This is a genomic window from Streptomyces sp. BK239, from assembly GCF_004217285.1.
In the GTDB taxonomy this organism is placed as follows: Bacteria; Actinomycetota; Actinomycetes; order Streptomycetales; family Streptomycetaceae; genus Streptomyces.
The window spans coordinates 576,740-601,615 of sequence record NZ_SHKS01000002.1 but is presented as its reverse complement, the minus strand read 5'-3'; the positions used below and the strand labels follow the sequence as shown (position 1 = coordinate 601,615).

The following is a 24,876-nucleotide window of genomic DNA, read 5'->3' as shown; positions in this document are numbered from 1 at the left end:
GCCCGCGAGGGGAGGCGCGCCACCGCCCCGCGAGGGGAGGCGCGCTCACCCCTGGGTCCGCGCCAGCGCCTGTTCCAGCACCACCAGCAGCGCGTCGCGGACCGAGCCCCGCTCGCGGGCGTCGAAGACCAGCACCGGCACGCCCTCGGACACGTCGAGCGCCCAGCGGACCTCCTCCAGCGTGTGCGCGACCTGGCCGTCGAAGGCGTTCACGGCCACGGCGAACGGGATCCGCCGGTGCTCGAAGTAGTCCACAGCGGCGTAGCAGTCGTCCAGGCGGCGCGTGTCGACGATGACGAGCCCGCCGACCGCGCCCTCCACGATGTCGTCCCACATGAACCCGAACCGCTCCTGCCCGGGCGTGCCGAACAGGTACAGCTTCAGGGTGGGGTCGATGGTGATGCAGCCGAAGTCCATGGCGACGGTGGTCGTCGTCTTGCGCGGGGTGTGGCTGAGGTCGTCCACGCCCGCGGCGACCTCGGTGATGGCCGCCTCGGTGGTCAGCGGCTCGATCTCGGAGATCGCGCCGACGGCGGTGGTCTTGCCCACGCCGAAGCCGCCCGCGATCACCAGCTTCACCGGCAGCGGGGGCCGTACGGCGGCCTGGTCGGCGGTGTGCCGTACGAGTGGTTCAGTCGGAGTCACGGAGTACCCCCCGGGAGTCGGGGATGGCACGGAGGCCATCGATGAGCCTGCGCAGGACGGACGCGTCGTGGGCGACGCCGGCGTCCGGCACGTGCACCGACAGCTGCCCCGCCGCGCGCAGGTCCTCGGCGAGGACCCGCACGACGTTCAGGTGCAGCCGCAGCCGGGCCGCGATCTCCGCGATCGACTGCGGCACCCGGCAGGCGGCGACGATGTCGTGCTGTTCGAAACAGAGCCGGTCGAGGGCGCCGAGCCCGTCGGCGGTGGCCACCAACTGGGTCTCGACGGGCATCGTCCGCCCGGACGACGCCGCGCCCGCGCCCGCGACCCGCCCGGCGGTGACCAGGAAGGGCCGGACGGCGGACGCGGGACCGACCGGTGCGGCGCCGTCCTCGCCGGCGTCGCGCGCGGTGCGGCCGTCCGCCATCGCTGCTTCGCTTCCTCTCTGGACCGGCGGGCCGGGCGCCGACGGCCGGTCAGCGCGACCTGACGGCGCCGACGCTGTTCTTCAGCTCCAGAACGAGCTGCGGACTCAGCGCGGCGCCCGCCCGGTTGGCGAACACCGTCATCTCGTAGGCGATGTTGCCCAGCTTGGCCTCCTTGTCGGTGACCACGCCGAGGACGGCGCCGCTGCCGATCGCGGAGACCAGGACGTGGCCGCCTTCGAGGTCGATGATGACCTTGTTCAGACCGCCCAGGCCGTAGTTGCCGGAGGCGCCCGCGGCCAGGCTGGTGATGCCCGAGACGATCGCGGCCAGCCGCTCGGAGTCGGCGTGCTCGCGCAGTTCCGACACGGCGATCAGCAGGCCGTCGGAGGACACCGCGATGGCGTCCACCACCCCGGCGGTCTCGGTGGCGAATCGGTTGAGCAGCCAGGTGAAGTCGGCTGCGGCGGCCCGCAGATCGGTCGGCGTGGCGTCTCCCGGGGGAGTCTCACCTGTCGACGTGCTCACTGCTCGGCTCCTTCCGGAAGGTGGTTCTGGCGGTGCGCGGGGTTCCGGTGGTCGGTGTCCTGGGTGTCTTGCGTGTCTTCGGTGACGGGGATGGCGGCGGGGACCGCGGGGCGGGGGTGCTCGCCGGTGTCGCGGTGGGCGCGTTCCACGGCCGCCTCGAACTCCTCCAGCGCGCTGCGGACGGCGTCCGCGTCCGCGGGCCGTGCGGGGCCGCGCGCGGCCTGCTGGGCGGCGTCGGCGGTCGTGCGCAGCGTGGCGCCGCGGACCCTGCGGCGCAGCGGGCGGGGGCCGTCGGGCTGGGGTTCCGCCGGGCGGTCGGCCCGGACGGGACGGCCGGAGGTGCCGCCCTCGGTACGGGGGTGGGGGACCGGGGCGGGGTCGCGGGCCTCGGTGGAGGCGGTGGCGGCGGCCGGGGCGGTGTGGTCGGCCTGGGGGCGGGCGGTCCGGGGAGCCTCGGTGCGGGGGGCCGGGGCGGCCTGGTGGGTCGCGGTGCCGGTGTGGGCGGGGGCGGGCGCGCCTTCGTGGGCTTCGGTGGGGGCCGGGACCTGTTCCTCGCCGTGCGTTCCGGTGCCGTCGGGGAGATCCGGGTCGGACGTCCTCGCGTGGGCCGGGTGCGGGGGCCGCGTCTCGTCGGCCGACGCCGGGTCGCGCCGGGGGACGCGGCGGGGGAGCGGGGCCGGCTCACCGTCGTCGGCGGCCCAGGCCGGGACGGAGAGGGCACGGGAGGGGCCGGACGCGGGCGCCGAGGGCGCGGGAAGCGAACCGTACGCCTCCGCGTCCGGGTCCGCCCCCGTGAGCGCTCGCGCGGTCCCGGCGTCGCTCGTGCCGCTCGGAGTCAGCAGCAGGGCGGAGGGGATCACCGCTTCCGCCGTCACACCACCGCCGGGCGTGCGGGAGAGGGTGACGGCGATGTCCCAGCGGCGCGCCAGCGCGCCCACCACGAACAGGCCGAGCACCTTCGTCGGCACCACGTCGAGGCGCTCGCGGCGCACCAGACGGGCGTTCTCCTCGGCCAGGCGCTCCGCGCTCATGCCCAGACCGTGGTCGGCCACGGTGATCGTCGCACCGCCGTCGACGGAGTCGACGGCCACCTCGACGGGGCTGCCCTCAGGCGAGAACGACACGGCGTTCTCCAGGAGTTCGGCGACCATCAGCGTCAGGTCGCCGATGACGTCGGGCTCCACCATGACCTCGGTCCCGGCGTGCAGCCGTACCCGCTGGAAGCCCTCGATCTGGCCGAGCGCCGCACGCACCACGTTGGTCAGCGCGCTGGGGCCGGAGTCCAGGACGGCCTCGCGGATGCCGGCCAGCAGCATCAGACTGTCGGCGTTGCGGCGCAACCGGACGGCGATGTGGTCGATGGAGTAGAGCCGTTCGAGCAGCGCGGGGTCGGTCTCGCCACGCTCCACCGCGTCGATCAGCGCGAGTTGACGCGTCGTCAGGTTACTGACGCGGCGGCCCACGTTGCCGAACATCTCCGCCACGTTGCGCCGGCTGAGCACCTGGCGCTCAAGTAGCGCGGCCGCCGTGGTCTGAACGTTGTTGAAGGCCTCGGCGAGTTCGCCGATCTCGTCGTCCGCGGTGACCGGCAGCTCGCGCAGACGGGGCGGCCCGCTTTCCTCGGCGTCGTCGTCCGCCACCCGCGCGAGCTCGCGCCCGGCGACGTCGGCGACCTCCTGAGCGGCCCCCGTCAGGGCCAGCACCGGGCGGATCACGCTACGGCGCACCAGGACCGCGAGGGCGATCCACAGGGCGAAGCCGAGCAGCGCCAGGCTGAGCAGCAGACCGGCACGCCACTGGGCGCTGGTCGACGCGTCGTCGGCCCGGTCGGCGATCTGGCCGATGAGCGAGCCGGTGATCTCGACCCGCGTCGAGGCCTGCTGGTTGTAGAGGTGGTAGGAGTCGAGCGCCTCCCGGAACGCCGCGCGCAGCTCGTCCTTGGAGCCGGCCTGCAACACGCTGGGGTCGACGGCCAGTTCGGCGTAGTGCCGGCCGATCGCGGCCATCGAGGAGTTGTGCTCGACGCCGCCGAGCTCGTCGGTCTGCGCCTCGGTGGCGAACCGGGCGAACCGCCCGGACTGGTAGGCGTACGACTCGGCGGAGCCCACCGCGTTCATGAACTCGATGAGGGCGTTGCTGTCGCCGGTACGGGCGGAGAAGACACCGGTCTCGAAGGCGCCGTGCGCGGCGTCGGCGCGCAACAGCGAGTCGAGCAGGTTGCCGGTGAAGGTCGTCGCGAGGTCGGAGCTGCGGTCCAGGCCGAGTCCGTCGATGAGGCCGTCGGCGGCGCCCGTGTACGCGGGGTCGATGTTGTCGGCGGGGAGGAAGCCCTGCTCGATGGTGTCGCGCAGGCCGGCCAGGCCCTCGATCTCCCTGAGCGCCTGTGCCTCGCCGGCCGGCAGCCGCCCGCCGAACGTGTCGCGCACCTTCTGCACCTGTGAGTCTACGGCGAGTTGGGCGACCCGGTAGGCGCTGGTGGAGGGGGTGCCGCCGTCGAACGACGCCTCGTGCCGCACCGAGAGCAGGATGGCCTGCTGGTGCTCCGCCTGTAGGTCGGTGACGAGTCGGGCCACCTCGGCGCTGTCCCGGACCAGCCGGGCCGCCGACTCGGCGCGGTCGGACTCCTCGACCAGGTTCACGACGAGGTACGTCAGCAGCAGTGCGATCACCGTCATCGGTACGCCGACGAGGACGTTGAGCTTGCGCTGGAAAGGCCATCTGTCGGCGAAGCCCCGCCGGCCCCGGCGGACCGGTGAGGCCGCCCCGGGCGGCCGGGCGGGCGCGTCCACCGGTTTCGTGGACACCAGGCCTCCTTCAGGGTCTCGCAGGCGCACGCCGTTGTGACCGACGTCAACTGCCGTGACACTATCGCGCCTTTGTGCGGTCGGGTTGTCGCCCTAAGTCAAGAATCCATTACGAAGCGCCCCTTTCGCGGACACGATCGGTCACGAATCGAAGCCGATCGGTAACCCGGAGGCACTTGACTGATGGAGAAGCGGATGGATTGGATCAGTTGCAGCGTGCTTCAGTTCCCTCTCACCGACCCCCGAGCCCGGAACGGCAACCGTGACTTCCAACGCCCACAGCAGCAGGTCCCTCCGGCACCACCCCGGCGCGGCAGCCGTCGCCCTCGTCGCGACGACGGTCCTGCTGGCGGGATGTTCCTCCTCCGACGACACCACCGACCCGCTCGCCGAGGGGAAGGCGGACGGCAGCACCGTCGTCGTCGGCTCCAACAACTTCGCCGAGAGCATCCTGCTCGCGGACATCTACGGCGAGGCCCTCAAGGCCAAGGGCATCAAGGTGTCCTACAAGCCCAACATCGGCAGCCGCGAGACCACGTACGGCCTGCTCAAGAACGGTTCCATCACCGTTCTGCCCGAGTACAACGGCTCCCTGCTCGCCTACTTCGACGCGAAGGCCGAGCAGAAGTCGACGGAGGCGGTCAACGCCGCCGTGAAGGCCAAGCTCGACCCCAAGCTGACGCTGCTGGAGTCCTCCGCGGCCGAGGACAAGGACTCCGTCGCGCTCAACCAGGAGACCGCGAAGAAGCACAACCTCACCGCGGAGTCCACCCTCGACGACATCAAGGACATCGCCCCGCAGCTGGTCCTCGGCGGCTCGCCCGAGTTCCAGACCCGGCAGCAGGGCATGGTCGGCCTGGAAGCGGTGTACGGCCTGAAGTTCAAGTCCTTCAAGGCGCTCGACGCCGGCGGCCCGCTGACCCAGGCCGCGCTGAAGAAGGACACCGTGCAGGCCGCGGACATCTTCACCACCGACCCGACCATCAACAGGGACAAGTTCGTCGTCCTCAAGGACCCGAAGAACCTCTTCGGCTTCGCCAACGTGACCCCGCTGGTCTACAAGAGCGGGCTCTCGAAGGAGGGCGTCGACGCGCTCAACGCGGTCTCGGCCAAGCTCGACACCAAGACGCTGCTCGACCTGGACGATCAGGTGCAGCTCCAGCGCAAGGACCCGCTGGACGTCGCCAAGGCGTGGCTGAAGTCGGCCGGCCTGTCCTGAGGTCCGCGGCTGCCGGGGCGGGCCGGGTCGTGACCTGCTCCCGGTCCGCCGGAAAACGGGAGGCGACCGCCAGCGGCCCCCGCTACCCTCGTCGGCCGTGAACAGAAGACGGCAAAAGAAGCTGACGGCACGCCTGGTCGGCGCGGCCGGGTCCGGCGACCGGCAGGGCGTGGCCGCGCTGTTGCGCGCCGGCGCCGATCCGGCGGTGGCCGACACCGACGGTCGTACCCCCCTCTACGCGGCCTCCGTGCACGGGGCGGCGGAGACCGCCCGGCTCCTTCTCGCCGCCGGAGCCCCGCCCGACGTGGAGAGCGGCGGCCTCGGCTCCGAGGGAACACCTCTGTGCGCGGCCGCATGTTGGGGGCACACCGACACCGTCCGCGTCCTCCTGGCCCACGGCGCCGACCCCGCCCGCCGCGAGGACCACGGCACCGGCCGCACCCCGCTGGAGTGGGCGGCCACGGGGCCGTACCCGGAGACGATCGCCGTACTGCGCGCGGCCGGAGCCACAATCTGACGAGACGTCAACAGGGGATCTACCGGCCCGCGTCGGCGATCAGCAGATCGAGCAGCGCGATCAGCACGTCCCGGCACGACTCCCGTTCCCGGGCGTCGCACAGCAGCACCGGAACGCCCGCCGGCAGCGCCAGCGCCTGACGGATCTCGTCCGCCGGATACGGGTGCAGCCCGTGGAAGCCGTTGACCCCGACGACGAACGGGATCTTGCGCCGCTCGAAGAAGTCGATCGCCGCGAAACCGGCGTCCGGCCGGCGCACGTCGATCAGCACCACCGCTCCCAGCGCGCCGACGGCCAGGTCGTTCCACATGAACCAGAACCGCTGCTGACCCGGCGTGCCGAACAGGTACAGCACCAGGTCGTCGCCGATGGTGATCCGCCCGAAGTCGAGCGCCACGGTGGTGGACCGCTTCTCCTCGATGCCCTTCAGGTCGTCCACGTCCAGGCCCGCGACGGTCAGCGGCTCCTCCGTGCGCAGGGGCGCGATCTCGCTGACCGAGCCGACCATCGTGGTCTTGCCGACGCCGAAACCGCCGGCGACGAGGATCTTCACCGCGTCGGGGGCCGCAGGGGCCCCGGCGGCGGTGGGGTCAGATGCGGTCAAGGCCGTCCCTCACTTTCTGCAGCAGCTCCAGGTCCCGGCCGCCGTCACCGGTCACGGGACGGGGCGGCCGGGCCGTGATCAGCCCCGCCTCCAGCAGATCGCAGAGCATGATGACGACCACGCTCACCGGCAGGTCCAGCAGCGCCGCGAGCTCCGCAACGGCGACCGGCCGGGCGCAGATCCGCACGATCCGCGCATGCTCGGGCTGCGGCCGGGTCGCCCGCTCCGGCGGTGGGTCCACCGCGGTCACCGTAGTGATGAGCGTGAAGTCGGCACGGCTGGGCCGGGTCCGCCCGCCGGTGAGGGCGAACGGCCGCACCAGCCGGCCCGCTTCGTCGCCTCCGCTCACCTCACCCGCCGAGACGGCGCGAGGCGGGACCGACACCGGTCCGCGGCGCCGCGCTGAGGTGCTCGCCGATCTTCTTCACCAGCATGTTCATCTGGTACGCCACCACGCCGACGTCCGCGTGCGAGCCGGCCAGCACGACCAGGTGGGCCCCCGGCCCGGCCGAGGTGAGGATCAGGTAGCTGTTCGCCATCTCTATGAGCGCCTGGCGCACCGGGCCGCCGCGGAAGTCCATGCTGACGCCCTTGCTGAGGCTCATCAGGCCGGACGCGGTCGCCGCCAGCCGCTCGGCGTCCTCGCGCGTGAAGCCCAGGGACTTGCTGACCACCAGCCCGTCCTCGGAGAGCACGACGGCCTGGTTCACATCGGCGACCTTCTCCACCAGTCCGGTGAGCAGTTGGTCGAGCTTGGTGTCGGTGGCGGGCGTGGAGTATGTCATCGCGGTGTCCTTCATGAGCGGTCGGCGGGCGGTGTCGGGGTCGGGGCGGCTGCGGCCGTCTCCTCGGGGCGGGAGGGTGGCCTGTCGGCGTCGTCGCGTGCGCGCAGGGTGCCGCGCTGGAAACCGGCGAGGGAGGAGGCGGCGCGCTCGGCGGTGAACTCCTCGAACGCGTCGCCGTCGTCGGTGCGGCCGCCTGTCCCGTCGCGTGCCGGCTCCTCGCGCAACTCGGCGACGAGGCTGGTCTGTGGGACCCGGCGGGGCAGCGGCGGGGCGCCGGGTGAGCGGCCGGAGCCCGCCGCACCGGGCGCGGGCGGGCTCGCGGCCGTCCCGGCGGGCGTCTCCTTGCGCGTCCGCACCCCCGCGGCGCCGGGCGTCCTGACGGGCAGGCCGGTGTCGGAAGCCGGCGGGGAGGGCGGCGGGCCGTCGGGCGCGCTCGGCGCCTGAGACTCGTCCGGCGTGGCTGACGCGTCCGGCGGCTGCGACGCGTGCGCCTCGTCGTCCGCCGGGCCGCCGGCGTCCCGCGCGGTCGTGGCGGACGGTGCGGTGAGCGCCTCGCGCACCGCTTCCAGCACGCCCGGCGCGGGCGATGACACAGCGGAGTGCGGGATGTCCGGCTCGACAGTCGGCCCGGTCGGCCCGGTCGGCCCGGTCGGCCCGGTCGGCCCGGTCGGCCCGGTCGGCCCGGTCGGCCCGGTCGGCCCAGAGTCGTCCGGCTCAGCGCGCTCGCCGTCCGCCGTCTCACGCACCACGACGTCCTTCGGCAGCAGCACGATCGCCGTGGTGCCACCGTACGGCGAGGGGCGCAGGGTCACGGCGATGCCGTGCCGGGTGGCCAGCCGGGCGATCACGAACATGCCCAGCCGCAGGTCGTCGGCGAGCGCCACCACGTCGAACTGCGGCTCCACCGCCAACTGGGCGTTGAACGAGGCGTAGTCCTCCTCGGACAGCCCGAGACCGCGGTCCTCCACCTCGACCGCCAGGCCCTTGGCCACCGACGTCGCCCGCACCGCGACCGGGCTCGGCGCCGGGGAGTAGGACGTCGCGTTGTCGATGAGCTCGGCCAGCAGGTGGATCACGTCCGCCACGGCCGGAGGGGCGACGCACACCTCCTCCTCGGTGTGCACCTCCACCCGCGCGTACTCGGCGACCTCGCCGACGGCGCTGCGCAGGATGTCGACCAGCGCGACCGGCTCCGACCAGCTGCGCCCGGGCCGTCCGCCGCTGATGATGACGAGGTTCTCCTCGTAGCGGCGCAACTGGGAGGCCGCGGAGTCCAGTTCGTACAGTCCCTTGAGGACGTCCGGGTCCTGGTGGGCGCGTTCCAGCGCGTCCAGCTTGCTCAGCTGGAGGTTGACCAGGTTCTGGCTCTGCCGTGCGATGCCCAGGATGATCTTCTGGAAACCGCGCCGGGTGTCGGCGAGTTCGACGGCGGTGTGCACGGCCGTGCGCTGCGCGGTGTTGAACGCCTCGGCCACCTGGCCGAGTTCGTCGCCGCCGTAGTCGAGGGGCGGGGCCGCCGAGTCCACGTCGACAGTCTCTCCCCGGTCGAGCCGGGCCACCACCTCGGGGAGCGTCTCCCGGGCCAGACCCAGCGTGGCCCTCCGCAGTCCGCGCAGCCGCCGGAACAGCGAACGGGTGATCCGCCAGGACATCCCGACGCACAGCAGCAGCGCCACGAGCCCGGCGGCGCTCAGTGCTGCGGCCTTGACCAGCAGATCGCGCGCTTCCACCGCGCTGCTTTCGAGCAGCGCCCCGGTCCGCTGCCGGATCAGCGCCGAGTACTGGTCGGAGACCTCGATGAGGGCGGCGCGCCACTGGCCCCGCACGTCGGGCAGGGGGACGTCGCCGTTCTCGCGCTGGTCGGACCGGGCGGCGAGGACCCTGTCCTCGACGGACTCCAGGGTGCGCCACTGCGGGCTGCGCAGGATCTTCTCGGCCTGCGTCTTCGTCGAGCCGGTGAGGGAGGGCACGATCTGGTCCTGGACCAGCCAGCGGCGGGCGTTCACCGTCTGCGCGAACGCGGCCCACTCCTTCTCGTCCATGCGTCCCTTCGGGCCGGCGAGCGTGAGGTACAGGTCCTCCTCGGAGACCAGCTCGGCGGCGTGCTCCAGGGCGACGAGCGGGCCGGCCTGCGAGGTGAGGTCGCCGTCGTCGACCTGGGACAGCTCCTGGAAGGCGTGGATCTGGTCGTCGATGATCGACGTGTACTGGTCCAGCGCCTGAGCGGCGGTGATGTCGGTGGGGTCGTCCACCTGACCCCGGTAGTACTCCAGGCTGCCCACGGAGGCGATCACCGAGAACATCCGCTCGCGGACGCGGGCGGGCGCCCGCTGGATGTCGTTCGCGCGGGCGACCAGCTTCGCGACCACCGCGTCCGTCTTCGCGCGCTGCGCCTGAAGCGCCGCGGGGGAACCCTGGGGCGAGGCCAGCCACACGGCCGACAGGCTGCGTTCCTGTTGCAGCGCGAGCGTGGCCTCGGTGCCCATGGCGCCGGTGGAGCGGCTCAGTTCGGTCTGCGCGCGCAGCCGCATGCCCTCGGAGAACATCTGGATCGTCGTCACGCTCCACATGGCGGCGAGGGTGACGCCGGGCACCAGCGCCAGGAGGATCAGGGAGAGACGTATGGAGCCGAGACGGCGGCGCCGGGCACCTGTCCGTGGTGACATGGTCGTCCTTGGGCGAGCGGCGGGGGAGTCGGGGAGCGGGGCGGGGCGTGCGGACCGGTCAGCGGTCGTTCAGCGGCCGGGCAGCGGCCGGTCAGCCGGTTCCGGCGGTGGCGTACCGGGCCCCGTCGGCCACATCGGCCTTCGTGACGAAGGCGGGGCCGGTCAGGACCGGGGCCGTGCCGCCGCCGCTGACGCCGCCGTTCGTCTCGTGGAGCCAGAGCGCGTCCACGGCGAGATAGCCCTGGAGCCACGGCTGCTGGTCCACCGCGAACCGGACCCTGCCGTCGCGGACGGCGGCGACCAGGTCCTTGTCGAGGTCGAAGGTGGCGACCTCGGCACCGCTGCCGGCGTCCCTCACCGCCTTCACCGAGGCCAGCGCGACCTGCGCACCGTTGGCGACGACCTGGTCCACCGACGGGTCCCGCCCGAGGCGGGCCGCCACCGCGGCGGTCATCGCGTCCCGGTCGGTGCCGTCGACGTAGAGCATCTCGGTCTCGCCGGCGAAGGCCTTCTTCACCCCGGCGCAGCGGGCCTCCAGGGCGACGTTGCCCCGCTCGTGGATGACGCACAGCGCGTGCTTCCTGCCGAGTGCGTCGAGCCTGTCGCCGACGGCACGGCCGGCGACGCTCTCGTCCTGCCCGAAGTACGCCAGCAGCCCGGCGGAACGCCAGGCGTCGATCCCGGAGTTGAGGCCGACCACGGCGATGCCCGCCGCCCTGGCCTGCGTCACCGGGCCTTTCATCGCCCGGGGCTTGGCCAGGGTCACGGCGATGCCGTCGACCCTGTCGCGGACCGCGTCCCGCACCAGCGCGGCCTGTCCCGCGGCGTCGGCGTCGCTCGCGTAGGTCAGTTCGACGCCGTCCTTGGCGGCGGCCGTCTCCGCGCCCCTGCGCACCGACTCCCAGAAGGCGTCGCCCTGCGCGCCGTGGGTGACCAGGGCGACCCTGATCCGGTCGCCGGGGCGTCCTGCCGGGTCCGGGTCCGGGCCGGAGGCCGTCGCGTCGGAACAGCCGGCGACGAGGAGGAGACAGAGGGCGGCGGAGGCGGCCGCCCGCGCGGCTCCCGGGGAAGCGGAGGGCGAGCGAGCGGGGAGGGGAGTGTTCATGGGGGGCTGTACCTCGCTGTGCGGCAGAGCAGGAGGACGTGCGAGCGCTGCCGGAACGAAGGGGCGCGTACCGGCGAAAGGTTTCGCTGGCTCGGAGCCAACCGCGTGTGACCGCCGGTAGTCAAGTGAACGACCACTCGTGGTGAGGTGCTGCTGCCGCATCGTGATGTGGAACGGAGCCCACGGGCCCGCGCGGAGAGGTCACCGCAGGTGGATTGACTGACTGTCAATCAAAGTGGAAGGCGCACGGCGGCCCGGAGCGGACGGCGCGTGCCTGTCTCGGAGCCCCCGGACGGGCGCATGCCCGTGCCGACGCCGTCGCCGGCGCCGGCACAGAGGACGACAACGCTGACCGTGCCGTACGGGGTCAGGCCGGTTCCCCGCGGTGGGGGAAGGTCATGGCCTTGTCCGCCAGGGCGTCCTTGCGCCGCTGACGGCGGCTGCGCCGGGGTTCCTGGTCGGGCACCCACCCGAAGGCCATGCAGCTCCCCGTGACGCCGAGGAGCAGGCCGATGACGAAGCCCCCGATGTTCGACGTGACCCACGAGCCCAGCGAGCACAGGACGCCGATGATCGAGTAGAAGAGGCGCTGCGAGGGGTTGAACAGGATCAGCAACCCGCACAGCAGCATCACGGACGGCAGGAGGTAGCCCGCCAGTCCCTGCATGCCGATGCGCAACAGGACCGGCAGCGGAGCCTTCATGGTCAGCAGGATCTCCGCGCCGCCCAGGACGAGCAGCACTCCGCCGGCGAAGGGCCGGTGCCTCTTCCAGTCCTGGAAGCGGTTCACTGCGGGCAGCCCTTGCCCCCGAACCTCATGTGGAGGTCGGGGAGCTTGAACACGGCCGCGGTGGCGGCGTAGTTGTGCTGGTAGAGGTCGGTGATGACGACCTTGTCGGCCTGCTGGCCGTAGACGCCGGCCGGGCCCTGCTTGCCGACCTTGTCGAAGGTGCTGGAGTCGCGGCCGATCTCGATGTTGTTGAAGGCGGCGTCACCGGTGATGTCGTCGGAGTCGATGGCCAGGTTCTCCACGTCGACCTTGGTGCCCTTGTCGCCCGCGGTGAGGACGAGCTGGATGCCGCCGAGGTCGACGCTCTGACACAGGTTGGTCAGCTTGCCCTTCTTCACGACCGAGGTGACGACCAGCACCTGGCCGCCGGTGTCGCCCTCGTTGGGGCTGTTCTCGATCATGTGGTCCAGCGCGCCGAACTGGGCGAAGCCGTCGCCCTCGAGCTTGTCGGCGGTGACCACGAACGGCATACCGGAAATAGCGAACTGCACACCCAGCGCTCCCTGGGCGGTCAGGACCGCGAGGCCGGCCGCGACGAAGGTCGCGGGCACCGCCATCACGGCGGCCCGGCGAAGCCGGACCCGGCCGCGTCTTACGGCCGGACCGCTCTCGGGGTTCTCGGGGGTGTTGTCGGCGGACGACGTGACGTCCGGGGACGAGGCCATGTCTGCTCCCATGGGCATAGTCATGCGGGTTGGGCTTCAGTGGCGTCGTTGTCCTGGCGCGGACAGCGGACTGTCGCGCACCGCTCCTCACAACTCCCGGATGTTGTCGCAAGGGCTTACCCGTTACGCGTCAGTAGCCTCTTCGGAAGTTACCGATGGTTACACCCAGGGGTCAAGGGAGATGTGGAAAAACGGTGTCCATTGTGTATCGCCTGTGATCCACACTGTCACCCAGGTGCGCGTTTATGTCGAATGGATCATCAACTTGGCTTCAAATGCTTGACGTTGACTGACCCTCAGGTCTACAACTCTCGTGGCTCAGACCGGATCCGTGGCGCCGGATCCGCAGCGTGGTGACATCGGCCGCGCTCCCGGACACGGGTCCGGCCGCCGTCAGCCGGCGGCCGGACCTCCTGTCAGTAACGGCATTCCCGCCCGGGCATCCAGCACGGGCTTTCCGCGCCCCGAGTCCCATTCGTCCACCGGCGCCGCCCACGGCCACCACCCCCCTGTCCGTGGGGTCCGACGCCTCTCACCGCTGCCGGTCCGTCACGTACGGAGAAGGCGTGACGGGCCGGTTCCGGCCGACGCGGACTCGCGTCCCCTCTGTTCCCACGACCAGCGTGTTCGCCCAACCCCCCACCCGATCCCCTTCGTTCGGCCGACTTCCCCGAACGACCCCCCACTTCAGAAATGAGGCACCCGCATGCGCGTCCGTACCCTCCTCGCCGCCGCCGGTTCCGTCGCCGCCCTCTCGCTGACGGCCGTCAGCCCCGCGTCGGCGGCCGACCCCGCGGTCCTTTCCACCGCGGGCGGCGACATCGCCGCCGGTGAGGTCCTCACCGCGTCCCTGGCCGCCGGCACCAACGCCACGTTCTACTCCAGCGCCACCGGCACCAGCGGCATCTCCTGCACGACCTCCAGCTTCTCCGCCACCGTCACCGGCAACCCGGCCGCCCCCGGCACCGCCTCCGAGTCGCTCACGCAGCAGAACTTCACCGGCTGCACCTCGAACGTCCTGGGCGTGCTCGGCGTCAACAGCATCACCGTCAACAACCTCCCGTACACCGCGGCGGTCACCTCCGGCGGCGGCGTCAACGTCACCGCGGCGCCCGGCGCCCACATCCGCACGACCGTCAGCCTGCGCACCCTGCTGGGCAGCGTCAGCTGCGTCTACGAGGGCGCCAGCCTGGTCGGCACGGCGGACAACGCCGACAGCAGCATCGCATTCGTCAACCAGCCGTTCGCCAAGGTGTCCGGCTCGTCGCTGTGTTTCGCCAACGCCTTCTTCAGTGCCAAGTACGCCCCGGTGACCGCCGCCGGCGGCCCGGTCATCGTCAACTAGTAGAAAGCAGCGACGAGTTCACCGGGTCCGTCCGCGTCAGCGCCGTCGCAGTCGCAGTACCAGGGCGACGCCGCCGGTGAGCAGCAGTGCCGCCGCGGCGCCGCCCGCGACGAGCGGCGTGGACGGCCCCGAACCGGCCCCGGTGGCATCCGCCACCGGGGTGCTCGCCGTGTCCGCGGCAGGGGCCGCGGGATTCCCCGCGCCGACGCCCCCGCGCGCCGGCGCGGCCGCCGTCGAGGGGCCGCCGCTCGCCGAGGGGCTCGCCGACGGCCGCCCGGAGGCCCCGCCCGCCGCGGGGGCCGACGCGGCCGGCGTGGGCGCGGCGGACGGGGCGGTGGACGTGGGCGCGGTCGGCGAGGAGGCCGCGGCCCCCGGGAACACCACGTCCGAGCACGAGTAGTACGTGTCCGGCGTGCTGCTGTTCTGCCAGACGGTGTACAGCACCTGACGCCCCGTCCGGTCGGCGGGCAGCTTCGCCGAGAAGCGGTAGGCGCCACCGGTCAGCGCCGGGTCCCTGACCTCGGCGAACGGACGCTGCGGGAGATCTGACCAGGTCAGCGGCTTGGCGGGATCGTAGCCCTGCTTCGTCAGATACAGCTTGAACGTGCCCTTGTGCGGGATCGTCGAGACGTACGTCATCCGCAGCGTCCCGCCCGGCGCGACCCGCGTCGACGGCCAGTCGGCGCGCGCGAGGTCCAGCCCCTTGTAGGCGGACAGACCCCCGCTGCACAGCTCGCCGTCGGGGATCGTCTGCCGGTCCCGGCCGTTCACGTTCGCGACCCGCAGGTTGTCCCAGGCGCCCAGCTGCCCGCCGTTCGCCCGCACGGCGGCCCGGCACGCGGCCGAACGCGACGCCGAGCCGCCGTCGGGGGAGCAGGCGTACACCCGGCTCGCCGGGTCCGTGGGCGCTCCGTGCGCCTGTGCGGGGCCCGCGGCCCACAGGCCCAGAAGCAGCGGGCCGAGCGAGGTGACGGCCAGGGCGGCGGTGCGGTGTGCGGTCGTGCGGGGCATCGGGGACGTCTCCTCGGCCGGCGCGGATACGGTCTGCCGTGCAGTACGGGGAACCGGTGTGACGCGTTCACCACGCCCACGCACCGGGTCTCACCCGAGCAAACCCGCCCATTCGCGGGCCAGTTGACGGCGTCGAGGGTGATGTTCCGGCCCGATCGAGGGTTTCCCCGGTATCCGCTTGCCGATTCCTTTGCCTATCGTTCCCCCACAACCGCCCCACAGGTGACCCCTACAAGGAGCGGTTCCTCCGCCTGGCCGGCCCATGCGTCGCTCTTCGATTCACCCCCGCCGCTTCGACGCCGAAGCGAATCGACTGCCGCTCCGCCCTGTCCGGAGCAGGCCACGAAAGGCACGCCGTTGCGCACCTCCCCTGCCCTGAGACGCAAGCTGATATCCGTCGCCGCCCTCTCCGCGGCCCTCCTCACCGCCGCCTCCACCGCCTCGGTCTCCGCCACCCCCGACGGAGACCCGCAGGCCGCCGCCGTCCCCGCCGCCCAGACCGAGGCCGCGCCCGGCGCCCCCGCCGAGCGCCTCATCGTCGGCTACAAGTCGGACGCCGCCGAGGCGAAGTCGAACCCGGCCGCCGAGGCCGACGCCGCGGCCAAGGGCAAGGAGACCGGCGAGGACGTCGACTTCCAGCGCCGCCTCGGCACCGGCGCCGCCCTGGTCGACCTGGGCGAGAACCTCAGCAGCGCCGACGTCGCCGACGTCGTCGCCGAGTACCGGGCCGACCCGCAGGTCGCCTACGTCGTCCCGGACCGCCTGAACACCCCGAAGGCCGACCCGAACGACACCGAGTACGCCAAGCAGTGGGACCTGTTCGAGCCCACCGCCGGCATGAACGTCCCCGCCGCCTGGAACACCGCCACCGGCGCCGGCGTCACGGTCGCCGTCATCGACACCGGCTACGTCGCCCACTCCGACCTCGCCGCCAACATCGTCGGCGGCTACGACTTCATCGCCGACACCGCCGTCTCGGTGGACGGCGACGGCCGCGACAGCAACCCGGCCGACCCGGGCGACTGGTACAACGCGGGCGACTGCGGCTCCGGCGTGCCCGCCTCCACCTCCTCCTGGCACGGCACCCACGTGGCCGGCACCATCGCCGCCGTCACCGGCAACGGCAAGGGCATCGCGGGCATCGCCCACGGCGCGAAGATCTCCCCGCTCCGGGTGCTCGGCAAGTGCGGCGGCTACGACTCCGACATCATCGACGCCATCACCTGGGCGTCCGGTGGCACCGTCTCCGGCGTGCCCGCCAACTCCAACGTCGCCAAGGTCATCAACATGAGCCTCGGCGGCGACGGCGCCTGCACCTCGGCGACCCAGACCGCGATCAACAACGCCGTGAACCGGGGCACCACCGTCGTCGTGGCCGCGGGCAACGAGAACGACAACGTCGCCAACCACTCCCCGGGCAACTGCAACAACGTCATCTCGGTCGCCGCGACCAGCCGCACCGGCGCCAGGGCGTCCTACTCCAACTTCGGCTCCCTGGTGGACATCTCCGCGCCCGGCGGGCAGACCAGCACCGGCACCGCCAACGGCATCCTGTCCACGCTGAACTCCGGCACGAAGACGCCGTCGGGCGAGAACTACGCCTACTACCAGGGCACCAGCATGGCCACCCCGCACATCGCGGGCCTCGCGGCGCTGCTGAAGTCGGCGAAGTCGTCGCTGACCCCGGCCCAGATCGAGTCGGCCATCAAGGCCAACGCCCGCGCGCTGCCCGGCGCCTGCTCGGGCGGCTGCGGCGCGGGTCTCGCGGACGCGGCCAAAACGGTCGCGGCCGTCACCGGCACCGGCTCCACCCCGGGAGCCACCTTCTCCAGCACCACCGCCGTGGCCGTCCCGGACAACGGCGCGGCGATCGAGTCCGCCATCGCGGTCACCGGCCGCACCGGGAACGCGCCCGCCGCCCTCCAGGTCGGCGTGAACATCACCCACACCTACCGCGGCGACCTGGTCATCGACCTCGTCGCCCCGGACGGCACGGCGTACCGCCTGAAGTCCTCGGGCTCGGACTCGGCGGACGACGTGGTCACCACCTACTCGGTGAACGCCTCCAGCGAGGTCGCCAACGGCACCTGGAAGCTGCGCGTCCAGGACGTGGCGGCGCAGGACACGGGCCGGCTCAACAGCTGGCAGCTGACCTTCTGAGCAGCCCGGGCAGCGTGAGCTGCCGGTGAACGGGCGGGCCGGCCGGTGTGGATGGACACCGGCCGGCCCGCCGCACGTCCGCTCGCGGGCCGTGCGCCCCGGACCGGCGCCGTGCGAGGCCCCCTCAGGAAGCCGCGCGCTCCAACGAGGCCAGCACCCGGACCCCCCGGTCGGCCCGGGTGTCGAGGCCGGGCAGCAGCCCCGGCACGGCGATGCTCGGCAGGATGTGGGACCACATCACCGCCAGCCGCTCCCCGAGGTCCGCCCGGTCCGTGAGCGCCCGCGACATCAACTGGATGCCGGTGAAGGAGCCCACCAGCAGCTCGACCGTCGCCGCCGCCCGTACCGTGGGCAGCAACTCGCCTTTCTCCCCGGCCTGTTCGAGCAGCTCGGTCAACCGGCGCGCCCACTGCAGGAACGGCTCGGCGTGGTCCACGCCCGAAGGCGTCTCCTGGTCCACCGCGAGCCGCATGCTGCCCCTCAACAAGGCGTTGTCGCGCAGCCGCTGGCCCACGACGAACGTCATGTCGACGATCTCCTGGAGCCTGCACGGCTGCGGCGGGACCGCCCCGAAGGGAACCTGCTCGCTCAGCACCGCCCGCGCGAGCGCCTCCTTCGACGGGAAGTGGAAGTACAAGGCGCCTTTGGTGACGTCGGCGCGCTCCAGGACCATCGCGATGGTGGTGGAGGCGTAGCCGTACTCGTCGAAGACCGCGCCGGCCGCTTCCAGGATCGCTCTCCGCGTCCTGATCGCGCGCTCCTGTCTTGCCATAACAGCCCCTTCACGGCGGCGAGTTGACCTCACCCGCGATCGTGCGCGGGCGCGGCCCGTTCATGGGATGCCGTCGACTGATCTCATTGAAAAACAAACCGGTCGCCTCGTACTCTAACGCTCGACGAAGCGGACGGATCTCCGTCTGCCATGGCCGACCCGGGGGAAGAGAGATGACTCGACCGCGGCAGCCAGCCGACGCCCCGTCCCTCACGGCGACCGTCGCCCGGCAACTCGTGCACCGCGCCGCCGTCGCCGAGACGTTCCTCACCGGTTGGCGGCGCACCGGAACCGACCGCTTCTCGGTCTCGGCCCAGTGGCCCCGCGTCCACCCCGTGCACGTGTCCTGCGACCGGTCGGCCTACGATCCGCTGCTCGTCGTCGAAACCGTCCGGCAGAGCGGCACCCTGGTCGCGCACACCGAGTACGACGTGCCGCTGGACCACCATTTCGTGCTCCAGGAGTTCCGGATCGCCACGGTAGCAGGGAAGTTGGGCGTCGGACCGCTGCCCGCCGAACCGGAGGTCGAACTCGCCTTCACCGACGTCCGGTACCGGGGCCGGCGCCCCGCCGCGGTGCGCTACAGCGCGCGCGTCCTGCGCGACGGCGACCCCGTGGCCACCGCCGACGTCGCCTTCAGTTCCGTCAGCGCCCGCGTCTACCGCAGGCTGCGCGGCGGCCGCACCCCGGGCGGCGTGACCACCGTTCCCGTGCCCGAGGCGGTGGCCGCCGCCGGCGTCGGCCGGGCTCTGGCCGCGGACGTCGTCCTGGCCGGAGCGGGGAGCCGGGACCGCTGGCAGCTCAGGGTCGATACCGCACACCCCGTTTTCTTCGACCATCCGCTCGACCATGTGCCGGGCATGCTCCTGCTGGAGGCGGCCCGCCAGGCGGCCCGTCTGCGCACCGGCGCCGAACACCCCCCGGTGGCCTACCGGGCGCGCTTCCACCAGTACGCCGAGCTGGACGAACCCGTCTGGATAGAGGCGCGGGACGGACCCCGGGACGGGGTGCAAGTGGTCGGCGTACAGGGGGAGTCGACGGTCTTCGAATGCCTGGTGGCCACCGCGGCGCGGTGAGTTATGGTGTACAGGAGGCAGGAAACAAACGGCATGACCCGTTCTTTACAGCCAGGAGTGCCAGGCGATGGCGAGGCAGTTACGCGCCGAACAGACCCGCGCGACGATCATCAGGGCCGCGGCCGAGCTGTTCGACCGGCACGGCTACGAGTCCACCAGCCTCAGTGACATCGTCGAGCACGCCCGTGTCACCAAGGGCGCGCTCTACTTCCACTTCGCGGCCAAGGAGGACCTCGCCCACGCCATCCTCGAGCTGCAGTCCGAGGCCTCCCGCCGGGTCGCCGGTGAGATCGACGAGCGGGGCTGCTCCTCCCTGGAAGCGCTGATGCGTCTCACCTTCGGCATGGCGCGGCTGTCCGTCGAGGGGCCGATCACCCGCGCCGGCCTGCGGCTCGCCACCGGAGGCGTCGCGATCCGGCCGCCCCTGCCGCACCCCTTCGCGGAGTGGCGGGACCTGGTCGACCGGCGGCTCGCCGGCGCGGTCAGAGAGGCCGACATCCACCCTGACGTCGACGTCGACGCCGTCGCCCACTCACTGGTCTGCTTCTTCGTCGGCACCCGCGTCGTCGGCCGCTCCCGGGAACCGGCCGCCCGCCTCCCGCGCCGCACGGCGGAGATGTGGCACGTGCTGATCCGGGGCCTGGTCCCGGTCCCTCGCCGCCCCCGCTACCTGACCCTGGCGGCCCGCCTGGAGCACGAGGTCATGGCCGTGGTGTGAGCCGGCGGCCGCGATACCGTGATCCGTATGTCCGACGACGACGTCCCGCCCGTGATCCTCGGAGACACGCCCGGCTCCTTCCCGCACGGCGTGCTCGCCGAGCGGCACCCCGCGATCATCCGGCAGGTCCGCGAGGCGTTCCCCTACGATCCCGCGGTGCGCGGGGCGTTGGACGCGCTGCTGGAGAGCTGCGCCGACGGCGTCGTCCCGCCGCTGCCCGAGGACGCCCACGACCGGGAGCGCTGGCGGAGCTGGGGGCTCGACGCCCACGTCGGGCGCTCCTGGCACGACATCCCGTGGCTGTGGGCGGAGAGTTACTTCTACCGGCGACTCCTCCAAGCCGTCGGCTACTTCGGCGACGGACCCTGGCAAGGCGTCGACCCGTTCCGTCCGTTCAAGCTGGCCGAGCTGGAAGCGCCCGAGACCGGTCAGGAGCTGGCCGCGCTCGACGGACTGGCCACCCGCCCGGCCGACGAGCGGGCGCGGGCCCTGCTGCACGGTTCGCTCTGGGGGAACCGCGCGGACCTCGGCTTCCGCCTCTCCGACGCGGACGCCCGGCACCGGGCCGCGGCGCCCGGACTGGTCGCCGACGACAGCGAGGCCCTCTGGTCGCTGCTGCCCGCCACCTCGGGCGCCTCCGGCACCCTGTGTCTGGTCGCCGACAACGCGGGCCGCGAACTCGTCCCCGACCTCCTTCTCGCCGCCCACCTCCTCGCCCACGGGCGGACCGGGCGGGTCGTCCTGTACGTCAAGCCGTACCCCTACTACGTCTCCGACGCCACCACCGCGGACGTCGTCGACGCGCTGCGCGCGCTGACCGCCGCCCCGGGCGAGGCCGCCGCGTACGGGCGCCGGCTGTGGGCCGCGATGGCCGACGGCACCCTCGCACTGCGCGCCCACCCCTTCGCCGCCGCGCCGCTGCCCTACGCCGAGATGCCCGGCGACCTGCGGGCGGAGTTCGCCGCCGCCACCCTCACGATCATGAAGGGCGACCTCAACTACCGCCGTCTGGTGGGCGACCGGCTCTGGCCGCCCACGACCCCCTTCGCGGACGTCACCGCCCACTTCCCCGGCCCGGTCGTCGCCCTGCGCACGCTCAAGTCGGATGTGATCACGGGTCTTTCGGCCGCCACCGAGGAGGCCCTGGACGCCTCGGAGGGTCAGCGCTGGCGCACCGCCGGAACCCGCGCCCTGATCCAGGCCAGGACCTGACCGGCCCCGCCGTCGCACCTCACGTGGGCCACGAAAGGTAAGCATTCCCGCCCGGTTCACGCGATGGTGTGACCGTGCGCCGCCCCGCGGATGGCCCCCGGAGCTTGCGGGTAGGGCCCGGCCATGACGCAGCCGTTCGAACTCCCGGACTTCTACATGCCGTATCCCGCGCGGCTCAACCCGCACGTCGACGAGGCACGCGCCCACTCGACGCGATGGGCGCGCGAGATGGGCATGCTGGAGGGCTCCGGGATCTGGGAGCAGGCCGACCTGGAGGCGCACGACTACGGCCTGCTCTGCGCCTACACCCACCCCGACTGCGACGGCCCCGCACTGTCGCTGATCACCGACTGGTACGTGTGGGTGTTCTTCTTCGACGACCACTTCCTCGACATGTTCAAACGCACCCCGGACCGGGCCGCCGGCAAGGCCCACCTGGACCGGTTGCCGCTGTTCATGCCGCTCGACCTCGCCGCATCCGTGCCCGAGCCGCGCAACCCGGTCGAGGCCGGACTGGCCGACCTGTGGCAGCGGACCGTCCCGGCGATGTCCGCCGACTGGCGCCGCCGCTTCGCCGTCGCCACGGAGCACCTGCTCAACGAGTCGATGTGGGAGCTGTCCAACATCAACGAAGGGCGGATCGCCAACCCCGTCGAGTACATCGAGATGCGCCGCAAGGTGGGCGGCGCCCCCTGGTCGGCCGGTCTCGTCGAGTACGCCACCGCCGAAGTCCCCGCCGCCGTGGCCGGGTCCAGGCCCCTGCGCGTGCTGATGGAGACCTTCTCCGACGGCGTCCACCTGCGCAACGACCTGTTCTCCTACCAGCGCGAGGTCGAGGACGAGGGCGAGAACAGCAACGGCGTGCTCGTCCTGGAGACGTTCTTCGGCTGCACCACCCAGCAGGCCGCCGACACCGTCAACGACATCCTCACCTCCCGCCTTCACCAGTTCGAGCACACCGCGCTCACCGAAGTGCCCGCGCTGGCCCTGGACTCGGGACTCAGGCCCGACGAGGTCGCCGCGATCGCCGCCTACACCAAGGGACTTCAGGACTGGCAGTCCGGCGGACACGAGTGGCACCTGCGCTCCAGCCGCTACATGAACCAGGGCGCGGCCGCCTCCGCCCCGCCCTGGCAGCGGCTCACCGGCCCCGGCACCTCCGCCGCCGACGTCGGCGCGCTGCTCGCCTCGGCCGCCCGGCAACGGCTGCGCGCGCACGGGCACCTGCCGTACGAGAAGGTCGGGCCGTCCCGGCTGCCCGATTTCCACATGCCGTTCCAGGTGGAGCTGAGCCCGCACCTCGACGATGCCCGGCATCGTCTCGTGGAGTGGACGCGTCGCATGGGCGTGCTGTCCGAAGGGGTCTGGGACGAGGACAAGCTCGCCTCCTGCGACCTCGCGCTCTGCTCGGCGGGACTGGACCCCGACGCCACGCCCGAGGCCCTCGACCTCAGCGCCGCGTGGCTCGCGTTCGGCACGTACGGCGACGACTACTACCCGCTCGTCTACGGCCGCCGCCGCGACCTGGCCGCTGCCCGGCTGACCACGGCCCGCCTCTCGGCGTGCATGCCCGTCGAGGGCGACGCGCCGGCCGTCGTCCCCGTCAATGCCATGGAGCGCGCGCTGATCGACCTGTGGGGGCGCACCACGGCGGAGATGAACACCGAGCAGCGGCGCACCCTGAGGACGGCGGTCGACGCGATGACGGAGAGCTGGGTGTGGGAGCTGTCCAACCAGTTCCAGAACCGTGTCCCCGACCCGGTCGACTACCTGGAGATGCGCCGCGCCACCTTCGGCTCCGACCTCACCCTCAGCCTGTGCCGAATGGGCCACGGTCCCGCCGTGCCGCCGGAGATCTACCGCAGCGGTCCCGTCCGCTCGCTGGAGAACGCGGCGATCGACTACGCCTGCCTCGTCAACGACGTCTTCTCGTACCAGAAGGAGATCGAGTACGAGGGGGAGATCCACAACGCGATCCTCGTCGTGCAGAACTTCTTCGGCTGCGACTACCCGACGGCCCTCGGCGTCGTCCACGATCTGATGACCCAGCGCATGCGCCAGTTCGAGCATGTCGTGTCACATGAACTGCCCGTGCTGTACGACGACTTCGAGCTCTCGGCGGAGGGCCGGGCCGCCATGGACGGTTATGTGGCCGACCTGGAGAACTGGCTGGCGGGGATCCTGAACTGGCACCGCGCGGTCGACCGCTACAAGTCCGGTTATCTGAGCAGGCGTTCCCACGGCTTCCTCCCGGACCACGTGCCGGCCCTCCCCGCCGTGCCGGTCGGCTGAGCGCGCCGGCCGGAGGAGAAATGGAACAGATCGTGTTGCGTCCCAGGCCACTTCCCGGTCAGGAGCCCGACGACGGCGGCGGAGCCGGCGGGGTCGGTGGGGACGCCGGGGCGGGTGCGGAGGGCCGCGTCGACCACCGGCCCCACACCGGGGGGCACCCGGGCCGGGGGCCCGCCTCCCTGCTGTGCGGCCTCTTCGCCGGGGTTGTCCTGGTCCTGTCCGGAGTGGCCCTCGGCGCGCTCGGGACGAGCGTGGTCGCGATGAGGGAGCTGGGGGAACTGCGGGACCAGATCGCGCGGGAGGCGTCACGGACGCCGGGCGAACCGGCCGGGGACGGGAGACCGGGCGTCCTGTCCGCGCCGGTCGGCTCCAGGTCGCCCGGCGGGTCCGGGGCTTCGGTCACCGCCCGGGACGGCGCGCGCGCCAGCCTGGGTCTCGAAGTCGTGGACGGGGGGAAGCGGGGCGCACGGGTCGTCGCCGTGCACGTCCCGGGCCCCGGTTACACGGCCGGCCTGGTGCGCGGGGACGTGCTGCTGACGTTGGGCCGGACCCGGATCGACTCGGCGACGGATCTCGCCCGGGCGGTCGAACGGGCCGGGCCGGGACGGAGGATCGACATGACGGTATGTCAGAGCAACGGCGGGCAGCGGCGGTTGTCGCTGGTCCTCGGTGTGGTGGTCTGAGCCGGGAGGGGGGCGTCAGGCGACCGTACGGAAGTGGCTGGTGAGCCTGCGGTCGTCGTCCAGGACGTGGAAGGCGAGGCCGACCGGCGCGTCCCGGTCGGCGACCGGCTCGCCTTCCCAGGGCAGCCGCAGCGTCCACGTCACTCCGGGCCCCACGATCAGCGGACGCCCGGCGAAGACGGTCGCGGCCGGGGTGTGGGCGTGGCCGGTGATGATCCCGGCGATCTCCGGCCGGCGTTCCAGCAGGGCCGCGAGCCGGCCGGGGTCGCCCAGCCGGAACGAGTCGGGGAGGGGGTGGTGCACGGCCACGGGCGGGTGGTGGAAGGCGAGGAGCGCCGGCAGGTCCCCGCCCAGTTCGTCGAGGGTCTCCTCGATCCAGTCGTACGTCTCGTCCGCCAGCGCGCCGTCGTCCTCGCCCGGGATGCTGGAGTCGCACATCAGCACGGCGGCGTCGTCGAAGACGTGGACGCTGTCGAGAGGGCCGTCGCCTGCGGGCCGGCCGAGGAGGGCCTTGCGGTAGGGGGCGCGGCTGTCGTGGTTGCCCGGGCAGGTGAGCACCGGGAAGGGCGCGCCGCCGTCGCGCAGCCCGAGGATGCGGGCCGCCTCCTCGTACTCGTCCTCCGCCCCGTGGTCGGCGATGTCGCCGGTGACCAGCAGGGCGTCCAAACGGCCCGGCAGGCTCCAGAGCCGGTCCCGCACCCGCTCGGCGCGTTCGGTGGCCCGCGCGCTCCCGTCCAGGTGCAGGTCGCTGATGTGGGCGAGTACGAGCACGGCGGTCGGCCTCCAGGGAGAAGGGGAGCACCGCGGCGGACAGGCCGGCGGGCTGTTAATGCTGTGAACGGATCTAACCATTA

General features: G+C 72.5%; 23 protein-coding genes. 9 read left to right on the top strand and 14 right to left on the bottom strand.

The features are described 5' to 3' along the window. Positions 1 to 45 precede the first annotated feature (45 nt). Genes EV567_RS08545 through EV567_RS08530 form a run of 4 tightly spaced genes read right to left on the bottom strand, consistent with a single transcriptional unit; the run spans position 46 to position 4,402 of the window. Positions 46 to 645, bottom strand: coding sequence for an ATP/GTP-binding protein (locus tag EV567_RS08545; protein WP_130438045.1), 600 nt, complete (start codon positions 643 to 645; stop codon positions 46 to 48). Continuing rightward, positions 632 to 1,072, bottom strand: a complete 441-nt coding sequence (locus EV567_RS08540) for a DUF742 domain-containing protein (protein ID WP_130438044.1) — start codon at positions 1,070 to 1,072, stop codon at positions 632 to 634. The genes EV567_RS08545 and EV567_RS08540 overlap by 14 nt, the downstream gene beginning before the upstream one ends. Before the next feature lie 49 nt (positions 1,073 to 1,121). After that, positions 1,122 to 1,598 carry a roadblock/LC7 domain-containing protein gene (locus EV567_RS08535; protein ID WP_130438043.1) on the bottom strand — a complete coding sequence of 159 codons (477 nt, stop codon included), beginning with the start codon at positions 1,596 to 1,598 and terminating at the stop codon, positions 1,122 to 1,124. Next, positions 1,595 to 4,402, bottom strand: a complete 2,808-nt coding sequence (locus EV567_RS08530; RefSeq protein WP_130438042.1) for an ATP-binding protein — start codon at positions 4,400 to 4,402, stop codon at positions 1,595 to 1,597. The genes EV567_RS08535 and EV567_RS08530 overlap by 4 nt, the downstream gene beginning before the upstream one ends. A gap of 262 nt (positions 4,403 to 4,664) precedes the next feature. Here EV567_RS08530 and EV567_RS08525 point away from each other — a divergent pair, with 262 nt between their 5' ends. Together EV567_RS08525 and EV567_RS08520 are read left to right on the top strand one after the other, a co-directional pair. Further along, positions 4,665 to 5,621, top strand: a complete 957-nt coding sequence (locus EV567_RS08525) for an ABC transporter substrate-binding protein (RefSeq protein WP_130438041.1) — start codon at positions 4,665 to 4,667, stop codon at positions 5,619 to 5,621. A gap of 97 nt (positions 5,622 to 5,718) precedes the next feature. Next, positions 5,719 to 6,138: an ankyrin repeat domain-containing protein gene (locus EV567_RS08520; protein WP_130438040.1), complete on the top strand. Its 420-nt coding sequence runs from the start codon at positions 5,719 to 5,721 to the stop codon at positions 6,136 to 6,138. A gap of 19 nt (positions 6,139 to 6,157) precedes the next feature. Here EV567_RS08520 and EV567_RS08515 read toward each other — a convergent pair whose 3' ends face one another. The 7 genes from EV567_RS08515 to EV567_RS08485 all read right to left on the bottom strand — a co-directional run bounded on the left by EV567_RS08515 (position 6,158) and on the right by EV567_RS08485 (position 12,753). Continuing rightward, positions 6,158 to 6,742 (bottom strand): ATP/GTP-binding protein, encoded by a 585-nt coding sequence (locus tag EV567_RS08515; RefSeq protein WP_130438039.1) that lies wholly within the window; start codon positions 6,740 to 6,742, stop codon positions 6,158 to 6,160. After that, complete coding sequence (locus EV567_RS08510) at positions 6,729 to 7,091, bottom strand: DUF742 domain-containing protein (protein ID WP_130438038.1); 363 nt, start codon at positions 7,089 to 7,091, stop codon at positions 6,729 to 6,731. Before EV567_RS08510 ends, EV567_RS08515 begins: the two co-directional genes overlap by 14 nt. Before the next feature lies 1 nt (position 7,092). Beyond that, on the bottom strand, positions 7,093 to 7,527 hold the full coding sequence (locus EV567_RS08505) for a roadblock/LC7 domain-containing protein (protein WP_130438037.1): 435 nt from the start codon (positions 7,525 to 7,527) through the stop codon (positions 7,093 to 7,095). A gap of 11 nt (positions 7,528 to 7,538) precedes the next feature. Then, the gene (locus EV567_RS08500) at positions 7,539 to 10,193 is read right to left on the bottom strand and encodes a nitrate- and nitrite sensing domain-containing protein (RefSeq protein ID WP_130438036.1); all 2,655 of its coding nucleotides are present in this window, start codon (positions 10,191 to 10,193) and stop codon (positions 7,539 to 7,541) included. Between the two features lie 91 nt (positions 10,194 to 10,284). Continuing rightward, the gene (locus EV567_RS08495; RefSeq protein WP_130438035.1) at positions 10,285 to 11,298 is read right to left on the bottom strand and encodes a substrate-binding domain-containing protein; all 1,014 of its coding nucleotides are present in this window, start codon (positions 11,296 to 11,298) and stop codon (positions 10,285 to 10,287) included. A 367-nt stretch (positions 11,299 to 11,665) separates the two neighbouring features. Next, complete coding sequence (locus EV567_RS08490) at positions 11,666 to 12,088, bottom strand: DUF6114 domain-containing protein (RefSeq protein WP_130438034.1); 423 nt, start codon at positions 12,086 to 12,088, stop codon at positions 11,666 to 11,668. Beyond that, the gene (locus tag EV567_RS08485; protein ID WP_130438033.1) at positions 12,085 to 12,753 is read right to left on the bottom strand and encodes a DUF6230 family protein; all 669 of its coding nucleotides are present in this window, start codon (positions 12,751 to 12,753) and stop codon (positions 12,085 to 12,087) included. The genes EV567_RS08490 and EV567_RS08485 overlap by 4 nt, the downstream gene beginning before the upstream one ends. Positions 12,754 to 13,459: 706 nt before the next feature. Between EV567_RS08485 and EV567_RS08480 the strand changes: the two genes are divergently transcribed. Next, positions 13,460 to 14,098, top strand: a complete 639-nt coding sequence (locus EV567_RS08480; protein WP_130438032.1) for a Tat pathway signal sequence domain protein — start codon at positions 13,460 to 13,462, stop codon at positions 14,096 to 14,098. Positions 14,099 to 14,134: 36 nt separating this feature from the next. Here EV567_RS08480 and EV567_RS08475 read toward each other — a convergent pair whose 3' ends face one another. Next, a complete protein-coding gene (locus tag EV567_RS08475; RefSeq protein WP_130438031.1) occupies positions 14,135 to 15,109 on the bottom strand; it encodes a lytic polysaccharide monooxygenase in 975 nt (324 codons plus the stop codon). Between the two features lie 357 nt (positions 15,110 to 15,466). Here EV567_RS08475 and EV567_RS08470 point away from each other — a divergent pair, with 357 nt between their 5' ends. Continuing rightward, a complete protein-coding gene (locus tag EV567_RS08470; RefSeq protein ID WP_130438030.1) occupies positions 15,467 to 17,269 on the top strand; it encodes a S8 family serine peptidase in 1,803 nt (600 codons plus the stop codon). Between the two features lie 124 nt (positions 17,270 to 17,393). Here the strand turns inward: EV567_RS08470 and EV567_RS08465 are convergent, their stop codons facing one another. Then, a complete protein-coding gene (locus EV567_RS08465) occupies positions 17,394 to 18,041 on the bottom strand; it encodes a ScbR family autoregulator-binding transcription factor (RefSeq protein WP_130438029.1) in 648 nt (215 codons plus the stop codon). A gap of 173 nt (positions 18,042 to 18,214) precedes the next feature. Between EV567_RS08465 and EV567_RS08460 the strand changes: the two genes are divergently transcribed. From EV567_RS08460 to EV567_RS08440, 5 genes are all read left to right on the top strand, one after another. Then, on the top strand, positions 18,215 to 19,117 hold the full coding sequence (locus tag EV567_RS08460) for a ScbA/BarX family gamma-butyrolactone biosynthesis protein (RefSeq protein ID WP_130438028.1): 903 nt from the start codon (positions 18,215 to 18,217) through the stop codon (positions 19,115 to 19,117). A gap of 67 nt (positions 19,118 to 19,184) precedes the next feature. Next, positions 19,185 to 19,835 (top strand): ScbR family autoregulator-binding transcription factor, encoded by a 651-nt coding sequence (locus EV567_RS08455; protein ID WP_130438027.1) that lies wholly within the window; start codon positions 19,185 to 19,187, stop codon positions 19,833 to 19,835. Between the two features lie 27 nt (positions 19,836 to 19,862). Continuing rightward, positions 19,863 to 21,047, top strand: coding sequence for a damage-control phosphatase ARMT1 family protein (locus EV567_RS08450; RefSeq protein WP_130438026.1), 1,185 nt, complete (start codon positions 19,863 to 19,865; stop codon positions 21,045 to 21,047). Between the two features lie 123 nt (positions 21,048 to 21,170). Beyond that, complete coding sequence (gene cyc2 / locus EV567_RS08445; protein WP_130438025.1) at positions 21,171 to 23,339, top strand: germacradienol/geosmin synthase Cyc2; 2,169 nt, start codon at positions 21,171 to 21,173, stop codon at positions 23,337 to 23,339. A gap of 20 nt (positions 23,340 to 23,359) precedes the next feature. Beyond that, positions 23,360 to 24,022: a PDZ domain-containing protein gene (locus tag EV567_RS08440; RefSeq protein WP_130438024.1), complete on the top strand. Its 663-nt coding sequence runs from the start codon at positions 23,360 to 23,362 to the stop codon at positions 24,020 to 24,022. 15 nt (positions 24,023 to 24,037) lie between these two features. Here EV567_RS08440 and EV567_RS08435 read toward each other — a convergent pair whose 3' ends face one another. Beyond that, positions 24,038 to 24,793: a phosphodiesterase gene (locus EV567_RS08435; protein ID WP_207228710.1), complete on the bottom strand. Its 756-nt coding sequence runs from the start codon at positions 24,791 to 24,793 to the stop codon at positions 24,038 to 24,040. Between the last annotated feature and the right edge of the window lie 83 nt (positions 24,794 to 24,876).